The organism is Micromonospora sp. NPDC051296, from assembly GCF_040682255.1.
GTDB lineage: Bacteria > Actinomycetota > Actinomycetes > Mycobacteriales > Micromonosporaceae > Micromonospora > Micromonospora craterilacus.
Genome location: NZ_JBFBAO010000294.1, coordinates 1 through 9038 on the forward strand (window position 1 = coordinate 1; position 9038 = coordinate 9038).

At 72.6% G+C, this 9038-nt stretch carries 7 protein-coding genes; all 7 read left to right on the forward strand.

The features are described from left to right. Window positions 1–136: 136 nt before the first annotated feature. Window positions 137–721, forward strand: a complete 585-nt coding sequence (pyrR, locus tag AB0M52_RS25355; protein WP_363958390.1) for a bifunctional pyr operon transcriptional regulator/uracil phosphoribosyltransferase PyrR — start codon at window positions 137–139, stop codon at window positions 719–721. Window positions 722–776: 55 nt separating this feature from the next. Next, a complete protein-coding gene (locus AB0M52_RS25360) occupies window positions 777–1703 on the forward strand; it encodes an aspartate carbamoyltransferase catalytic subunit (RefSeq protein WP_363958393.1) in 927 nt (308 codons plus the stop codon). Further along, entirely contained in the window at window positions 1700–2977 is a 1278-nt protein-coding gene (locus AB0M52_RS25365) for a dihydroorotase (protein WP_363958396.1), read from the forward strand. Before AB0M52_RS25360 ends, AB0M52_RS25365 begins: the two co-directional genes overlap by 4 nt. Then, window positions 2974–4134 (forward strand): glutamine-hydrolyzing carbamoyl-phosphate synthase small subunit, encoded by a 1161-nt coding sequence (carA, locus tag AB0M52_RS25370; protein WP_363958399.1) that lies wholly within the window; start codon window positions 2974–2976, stop codon window positions 4132–4134. The genes AB0M52_RS25365 and carA overlap by 4 nt, the downstream gene beginning before the upstream one ends. Further along, window positions 4127–7483, forward strand: coding sequence for a carbamoyl-phosphate synthase large subunit (gene carB / locus AB0M52_RS25375; RefSeq protein WP_363958402.1), 3357 nt, complete (start codon window positions 4127–4129; stop codon window positions 7481–7483). Before carA ends, carB begins: the two co-directional genes overlap by 8 nt. Beyond that, window positions 7480–8520, forward strand: a complete 1041-nt coding sequence (locus AB0M52_RS25380) for a quinone-dependent dihydroorotate dehydrogenase (RefSeq protein ID WP_363958405.1) — start codon at window positions 7480–7482, stop codon at window positions 8518–8520. Before carB ends, AB0M52_RS25380 begins: the two co-directional genes overlap by 4 nt. A 210-nt stretch (window positions 8521–8730) precedes the next feature. Continuing rightward, on the forward strand, window positions 8731–9038 hold a 308-nt coding region (locus tag AB0M52_RS25385), incomplete at its 3' end, for an aminotransferase class III-fold pyridoxal phosphate-dependent enzyme (RefSeq protein WP_363958407.1).

The window sequence follows — 9038 nt, forward strand, 5'->3', positions numbered from 1 at the left end:
TGCCGCTCATCATGGCCGCGACCACGCAGAACAAAGCGACCATCGGCAGGGAGAACTTCAGCGCGGTGAGCACGGCCACCCCGGCCACGATGATCTGCGCGCAACCCGTCCCGTGAGGCGGGGAAGGAGGTCTGCCGTGGCGTACCCATCGGCTGCCCGCCCGTCGCCACCGCGACAACCCTCGGTGAAGGTGATTCTGACCAGCGCCGACGTGCAACGCGTCGTCGACCGGATCGCCCACCAGATCCTCGAGAAGACCCAGGGCGCGGCCGACACCGTGCTGCTCGGCATCCCGACCCGCGGCACCCCCCTCGCCCGGCGTCTCGCCGCCCGGATCAGCGCCTTCGAGAACATCGCCGTCCCGGTCGGCGTGCTCGACATCACCCTCTACCGCGACGACCTGCGCCGGCACGCCACGCGGGCGGTCGGCCCCACCCAGCTGCCGTCGGGCGGCATCGACGGCATGCGGGTGGTCCTCGTCGACGACGTGCTCTTCTCCGGTCGCACCGTGCGCGCCGCCCTCGACGCGCTGGGCGACCTCGGCCGGCCGGCGTCCGTGCAGCTCGCCGTGCTGGTCGACCGGGGGCACCGGCAGCTGCCGATCCGCGCCGACTACGTCGGCAAGAACATCCCGACCGCGCTGGCCGAGAGCGTGAAGGTGACGCTGGCCGAGACCGACGGCGCGGACGAGGTCCGGCTCTACGGGGAGACGCCACGGTGAGCGCGAGGAGTGCAGCGCGGCGGAGCCCCGCAGTCGCGAACGAAAGGCCGGCACTGTGATCAGGCACCTGCTCTCCGGCGCCGACCTGGACGCCGACACCGCCACCCAGATCCTGGACACCGCCGCCGAGATGGCCGCCGTGTCCGGCCGCGAGGTCAAGAAGCTGCCCGCGCTGCGCGGTCGCACCGTGGTGAACCTCTTCTACGAGGACTCCACCCGCACCCGGATCTCCTTCGAGGCGGCGGCCAAGCGGCTCAGCGCCGACGTGATCAACTTCTCGGCGAAGGGATCCAGCGTCGCCAAGGGCGAGAGCCTGAAGGACACCGCGCTGACCCTGCAGGCGATGGGCGCCGACGCGGTGGTCGTGCGGCACCCCGCCTCCGGTGCCCCGCACCGGCTCGCCGACTGGGTCGACGGCTCCGTGGTCAACGCCGGCGACGGCACCCACGAACATCCCACCCAGGCGCTGCTCGACGCGTACACCATGCGGTCCCGGCTGGGCCGGTTGGCCGGCCTGTCGGTCGCGGTGGTCGGCGACGTGCTGCACTCCCGGGTGGCCCGTTCCAACGTGCTGCTGCTGTCCACCCTCGGCGCCAAGGTCACCCTGGTCGGCCCGCCGACCCTCATCCCGCTCGACATCGCCGCCGCCCTCGCCCCCGGCACCGACGTCTGCTACGACCTCGACGCGGTGCTGCCGTCGGTGGACGTGGTGATGATGCTGCGGGTGCAGCGGGAGCGGATGAACGACTCGTACTTCCCGTCCGCCCGCGAGTACGCCCGCCGCTACGGCCTCGACGGCCCACGGATGCGCCGGCTGCCGGAACACGCGATCGTCATGCACCCCGGGCCGATGAACCGGGGCATGGAGATCACGCCGGAGGTCGCCGACTCGCCCCGCTCCACCATCGTCGAACAGGTCGCCAACGGGGTCTCCGTCCGGATGGCCGTCCTCTACCTGCTGCTCGGGGGGAACAACCGGTGAACTCGTACCTGATCAGGAACGTCAGCGTGCTCGGCGCCGCACCGACCGACCTGCTGATCCGCGACGGCGTGGTGGCCGAGGTCGGCCCGGGGCTGTCCGCGCCGGACGCGACCGTGGTCGAGGCCGACGGGCTGGTCGCCCTGCCCGGCCTGGTCGACCTGCACACCCACCTGCGCGAGCCCGGCCGGGAGGACGCCGAGACCGTCGAGACCGGTTCCCGGGCGGCGGCGTTGGGCGGCTACACCGCGGTCTGCGCGATGGCGAACACCTCACCGGTGGCCGACACCGCGGGCGTGGTCGAGCAGGTCTGGCGGCTCGGCCGGGAGGCCGGGCTGGTCGACGTGCAGCCGATCGGCGCGGTCACCGTCGGGCTGGCCGGCGAGCGCCTCGCCGAGCTGGGCGCGATGGCCGACTCCGCGGCCCGGGTGCGGATCTTCTCCGACGACGGGCACTGCGTCGCCGACCCGAAGCTGATGCGCCGCGCGCTGGAGTACGTGAAGGCGTTCGACGGGATTATCGCCCAGCACGCCGAGGAGCCCCGGCTCACCGAGGGCGCGCAGATGCACGAGGGTGAGGTCTCCACCCGGCTGGGCCTGACCGGCTGGCCGGCGGTGGCCGAGGAGGCGATCATCGCCCGGGACGTGCTGCTGGCCGAGCACGTCGGCAGCCGACTGCACGTCTGCCACGTGTCCACCGCCGGCAGCGTCGAGGTGCTGCGCCAGGCCAAGGCCCGGGGGGTACGCGTCACCGCCGAGGTGACCCCGCACCACCTGCTGCTCACCGATGCCCGGGCCGAGACCTACGACCCGGTGTTCAAGGTCAACCCGCCGCTGCGCACCGCCACCGACATCGCCGCGCTGCGGGCCGCGCTGGTCGACGGGGTGATCGACATCATCGCCACCGACCATGCCCCGCACGCGGTGGAGGACAAGGAGTGCGAGTGGGCGTACGCCCGGCCGGGCATGCTCGGGCTGGAGACGGCGCTGTCGATCGCGCTCGACGTGCTCGGCCCCGCGTGGGACGTGATCGCCGAGCGGATGTCGCGCACCCCGGCCCGGATCGCCGGGCTGACCGAGCACGGCCACGACCCGGCTCCGGGCGCGCCGGCCAATCTGACCCTGGTCGACCCGGCGGCCCGTCGGGTGATCGACCCGGCGGAGTCGGCCAGTCGCAGCCGCAACACCCCGTACGCCCGGATGACGCTGCCGGGTCGCATCGTGGCGACCTTCCTGCGTGGCGAGGCGACGGTCCTGGACGGAAAGGCTGTCAAGTGAAGCGCAGGCACGCGATCCTCGTCCTGGAGGACGGGCGCACGTTCCACGGCGAGGCGTACGGCAGCGTCGGGGAGACCTTCGGCGAGGCGGTCTTCAACACCGGGATGACCGGCTACCAGGAGACGCTCACCGACCCGTCCTACCACCGTCAGGTGGTGGTGCAGACCGCCCCGCACATCGGGAACACCGGCGTCAACGCCGAGGACGACGAGTCGCGGCGGATCTGGGTGGCCGGTTACGTGGTCCGCGACCCCGCCCGGCTCAGCTCGAACTGGAGGGCCACCGGCGGGCTGGAGGACCGGCTCGCCACCGAGGGCGTGGTCGGCATCAGCGGGGTGGACACCCGGGCGCTGACCCGGCACCTGCGCGAGCGTGGGGCGATGCGGGTCGGTATCTCCAGCGTCGACGACGACCCGCGTGCGCTGCTGGCCCGGGTGCGCCAGTCGCCGCAGATGCTCGGCGCGGACCTCTCCGCCGAGGTGACCACCGCGACGCCGTACGTGGTCGCCGCCGAGGGGGAGCGCCGGTTCACGGTGGCCGCGCTGGACCTGGGGATCAAGCGCAACGTGCCGCGCCGGCTCGCCGCGCGTGGCGTCACCACCCACGTGCTGCCGGCCAACTCGACCATCGAGGAGCTGCTGGCCACCGGCGCGGACGCGGTCTTCTTCTCGCCCGGCCCGGGTGACCCGGCCACCGCCGACGGTCCCGTCGCGCTGGCCCGGGAGGTGCTGCGCCGCGAGGTGCCGCTGTTCGGCATCTGCTTCGGCAGCCAGATCCTCGGCCGGGCGCTCGGCTTCGGCACGTACAAGCTCGGCTACGGCCACCGGGGCATCAACCAGCCGGTCCTCGACCGGGTCACCGGCAAGGTGGAGGTGACCAGCCACAACCACGGCTTCGCGGTGCAGGTGCCCGGGGCCCAGCCGGGTGCGGTCGTCCCCGACCAGGTGATCGAGACCGAGTTCGGTGGCGTGCAGGTGAGCCATCTCTGCCTCAATGACAACGTGGTCGAGGGGCTGCGGGCGCGTGACGTGCCCGCTTTCACCGTCCAGTACCACCCGGAGGCGGCGGCCGGTCCGCACGACGCGGACTACCTCTTCGACCGGTTCGCCGAGTTGATCGAGGGCCGGACCCACAGCGAGGGGCGCACGAATGCCTAAGCGGACCGATCTCAAGCACATCCTGGTGATCGGCTCCGGGCCGATCGTCATCGGGCAGGCCTGCGAGTTCGACTACTCCGGCACCCAGGCGTGCCGGGTGCTGCGCAGCGAGGGGATCCGGGTCAGCCTGGTCAACTCCAACCCGGCGACCATCATGACGGACCCGGAGTTCGCCGACGCCACCTACGTCGAGCCGATCACCCCCGAGTTCGTCGAGCTGGTGATCGCCAAGGAGCGGCCCGACGCCGTGCTGCCCACCCTCGGCGGGCAGACCGCGCTGAACACCGCCGTGGCGCTGCACGAGGCCGGCGTGCTGGACAAGTACGGCGTCGAGCTGATCGGCGCCGACATCGACGCGATCCGGCGCGGCGAGGACCGGCAGCTGTTCAAGGAGATCGTGGCCAAGGCCGGCGTGCGGCTCGGCGTCGAGGACCCGTCCGGCCTGGTGCCGCGCTCGCGGGTCTGCCATTCGATGGACGAGGTCCGCGAGACGGTGGCCGAGCTGGGCCTGCCGGTGGTGATCCGGCCCTCGTTCACCATGGGTGGCCTCGGCTCGGGCATGGCCCACACCGACGCCGACCTGGAGCGCATCGCCGGTGCCGGCCTGGCCGCGAGCCCGGTTCACGAGGTGCTGATCGAGGAGAGCGTGCTCGGCTGGAAGGAGTACGAGCTCGAACTCATGCGGGACCGCCACGACAACGTGGTGGTGGTCTGCTCGATCGAGAACATCGACCCGATGGGCGTGCACACCGGCGACAGCGTGACCGTGGCGCCGGCCATGACGCTGACCGACCGGGAGTACCAGCGGCTGCGCGACCTGGGCATCGCGGTGCTGCGTGAGGTCGGGGTGGACACCGGCGGCTGCAACATCCAGTTCGCGGTGAACCCGGCCGACGGCCGGATCGTCGTGATCGAGATGAACCCGCGGGTGTCCCGCTCCTCGGCGCTGGCCTCGAAGGCCACCGGATTCCCGATCGCCAAGATCGCCGCGAAGCTGGCCATCGGCTACACCCTGGACGAGATCCCCAACGACATCACGCTCAAGACGCCGGCCGCGTTCGAGCCGACGCTGGACTACGTGGTGGTGAAGATCCCCCGGTTCGCGTTCGAGAAGTTCCCCGGCGCGGACCCGGAGCTGACCACCACGATGAAGTCCGTCGGCGAGGCGATGAGCCTGGGGCGCAACTTCACCGAGGCGCTGAACAAGGCGATGCGCTCGCTGGAAACGAAATCAGCCGGCTTCTGGAGTGTGCCGGATCCGTCGGGGGCGACCAGGGAGAACACCCTCGCCGCGCTGCGTACGCCGCACGACGGGCGGCTCTACACGGTGGAGCGGGCACTGCGGCTGGGCGCCTCGATCGCCGAGGTCGCGGCGGCCTCGGGCGGGATCGACCCGTGGTTCCTGGACCAGATCGCCGCGCTGGTCGAGCTGCGCGCCGAGATCGTGGCCGCGCCGGTGCTGGACGCGGAGCTGCTGCGCCGGGCGAAGCGGGCCGGCCTGTCCGACCGGCAGTTGGCCGCGCTGCGTCCGGAGCTGGCCGCCGAGGACGGAGTGCGTACGCTGCGGCACCGGCTCGGCATCCGGCCGGTCTACAAGACCGTGGACACCTGCGCCGCCGAGTTCGAGGCCACCACGCCGTACCACTACTCGTCCTACGACGCGGAGACCGAGGTGGTCGGCTCGGCGCGGCCGAAGGTGCTGATCCTCGGCTCCGGGCCGAACCGGATCGGGCAGGGCATCGAGTTCGACTACTCCTGCGTGCACGCCGTGCAAGCGCTGCGCAGCGCGCCCGGGGGCGGGTTCGAGACCGTGATGGTCAACTGCAACCCGGAGACGGTGTCCACCGACTACGACACCGCCGACCGGCTCTACTTCGAGCCGCTGACGTTCGAGGACGTGCTGGAGGTCTGGCATGCGGAGGACTCCTCCGGCCGGGCGGCCGGCGGGCCGGGCGTGGTCGGGGTGATCGTGCAGCTCGGCGGGCAGACCCCGCTCGGGCTGGCCCAGCGGCTCAAGGACGCCGGTGTGCCGGTGGTCGGCACCTCGCCGGAGTCGATCCACCTGGCCGAGGAGCGCGGCGCCTTCGGGTCGCTGCTGGCCCGGGCCGGCCTGCGCGCGCCGGCGCACGGCACCGCCACCTCGTACGAGGACGCGAAGGAGATCGCCGACGAGATCGGCTACCCGGTGCTGGTTCGCCCCTCGTACGTGCTGGGCGGGCGCGGCATGGAGATCGTCTACGACGACATCACGCTGCGCGACTACATCGGCCGGGCCACCGACATCTCCCCGGACCACCCGGTGCTGGTGGACCGGTTCCTCGACGACGCCATCGAGATCGACGTCGACGCGCTCTGCGACGCCGACGGCGAGGTCTACCTCGGCGGGATCATGGAGCACATCGAGGAGGCGGGGATCCACTCCGGCGACTCCTCCTGCGCGCTGCCGCCGATCACCCTGGCCAGCTCGCACGTGGCCCAGGTCCGCCGGTACACCGAGGCGATCGCCCGGGGCGTCGGCGTGCGCGGCCTGCTCAACGTGCAGTACGCGCTGAAGGACGACGCGCTGTACGTGCTGGAGGCGAACCCGCGTGCCTCGCGTACCGTGCCGTTCGTCTCCAAGGCCACCGCGGTGCCGCTGGCCAAGGCGGCGGCCCGGATCGCGCTCGGCGCGACCATCGCCGAACTGCGTGCCGAGGGGCTGCTCCCGGCGACCGGGGACGGCGGCTCGTTGCCGCCGGACGCCCCGATCGCGGTCAAGGAGGCGGTGCTGCCGTTCAAGCGGTTCCGCACGCCCGCCGGCAAGGGGGTGGACTCGCTGCTCGGCCCGGAGATGAAGTCGACCGGCGAGGTGATGGGCATCGACACCGCCTTCGGGCCCGCCTTCGCCAAGTCGCAGTCGGCGGCGTACGGCTCGCTGCCGACCGACGGCAAGATCTTCGTCTCGGTGGCGAACCGGGACAAGCGCGGCATGATCTTCCCGGTGAAGCGCCTGGCCGACCTGGGCTTCGAGATCGTCGCCACCAGCGGCACCGCGGAGGTGCTGCGCCGGCATGGCATCGCCTGCGAGCAGGCACCCAAGCACTACGAGGCCGGCTCCGACGACGACGCTGTGTCGCTGATCCTGAGCGGCCGGGTCGCCCTGGTGATCAACACTCCGCAAGGTTCCGGGGCCAGCGCCCGCTCCGACGGCTACGAGATCCGCAGCGCCGCCGTCACCGCGGACATCCCGTGCATCACCACCGTGCCCGGCGCCGCCGCCGCGGTGATGGGCATCGAGGCCCGCATCCGCGGCGACATGCAGGTGCGCCCCCTCCAGGACCTGCACGCCACCCTGCGGGCCCCGCGGTGATGTTCGAGCGGACGGTGCGGCGCGGGCTGTTCCGGGTCGGCGGTGGGGACGCGGAGACGGCGCACGAGTTCACGCTGCGGCGGTTGGCCACGCTGTCGCGGATGCCGGTCGCGCTGGCGGCGTTGCGGGCCCGGTACGCCGTGGCGTCGCCCCGCACGGTGTTCGGGGTGCGGTTCCCGAACCCGGTCGGCCTGGCCGCCGGGATGGACAAGGACGGCGTGGCCCTGCCGGCGTGGCCGGCGCTGGGCTTCGGCTTCGTCGAGGTCGGCACGGTGACGGCGCACCCGCAGCCGGGCAACCCCCGGCCGCGGCTGTTCCGGCTGCCCGACAGCGAGGCAGTGATCAACCGGATGGGCTTCAACAACGCCGGCGCGGCGGCGCTGGCGACCCGGCTCGCGGCACTGCCCCGCCCGCTCGGTGTGCCGCTGGGGATCTCGCTCGGCAAGTCGAAGGTGACGGCGCTGGACGACGCCGTGGCCGATTACCAGGCGTCGTACCGTGCGTTGCGCGGGCATGGCGACTACTTCGCGGTCAACGTCTCATCCCCGAACACCCCGGGGCTGCGGGCGTTGCAGGACCGCGCCCACCTGGACGCGTTGCTGGCCGCGCTGGTCGGCGAGCAGCCGGTGCTGGTGAAGATCGCGCCCGACCTGACCGAGCAGGCCATCGCCGAGCTGCTGGAGGTCTGCCTGGCCCGGGGCGCCGCCGGGGTGATCGCCACGAACACCACGCTGGGCCGCGACGGGCTGGCCCCGGCCGACCGGGGCCGCGCGAGCGAGGCGGGCGGCCTGTCCGGTCGGCCGCTGGCCGACCGGGCCCGGCAGGTGGTCGCCTTCGTCCATGCCGAGACGGGCGGGCGGCTGCCGATCATCGGCGTGGGTGGCATCGTCGACCCCGACGACGCCACCCGGATGTTCGACGCCGGCGCCAGCCTGGTGCAGCTCTACACCGGCTTTATCTACCGCGGCCCGGCCCTGCCCCGCGCGGTCGCCCGCGCCGCAACGGCCGCCCCGACATCTGCCGTGACCGGGTCGTGACCAGATGAGGCGGCGGCGCGGCCCCCGACCTGACACCACCCTCAGCCCCTTTGCTCTGCCTCAACCCACGCACTGGTTCCGGCTGGAGACCAATGCGTCCGGTGAAGCAGAGCAAAGGGGCCGCAGTGGGGTACGGGCCGACCGCCGGGACAGGACGGCCACGGTGCTGGAGTCGAGGCGGGGTCCGGCAAGCGCCGGAAGGGTGGGCGGATGACGCCCGAGGAGATTCTCGCCGCCGACGCCGCGCACGTCTGGCATCCGTACGCCACGCTGCCGCCGGCGGTGCCGCCCTACGTGGTGGACGGTGCGGAGGGAGTGCGGCTGCGGCTGGCCGACGGGCGTGAGCTGGTCGACGGGATGTCGTCCTGGTGGTCGGCGATCCACGGCTACCGGCACCCGGTGCTGGACGCGGCAGTGACCGAGCAGCTGGGCCGGATGAGCCACGTCATGTTCGGCGGCCTGAGCATGGCGATCATCGCGCTGGTCTCGGCCAAGGGCTCGCCGGGGGTCACCACCAC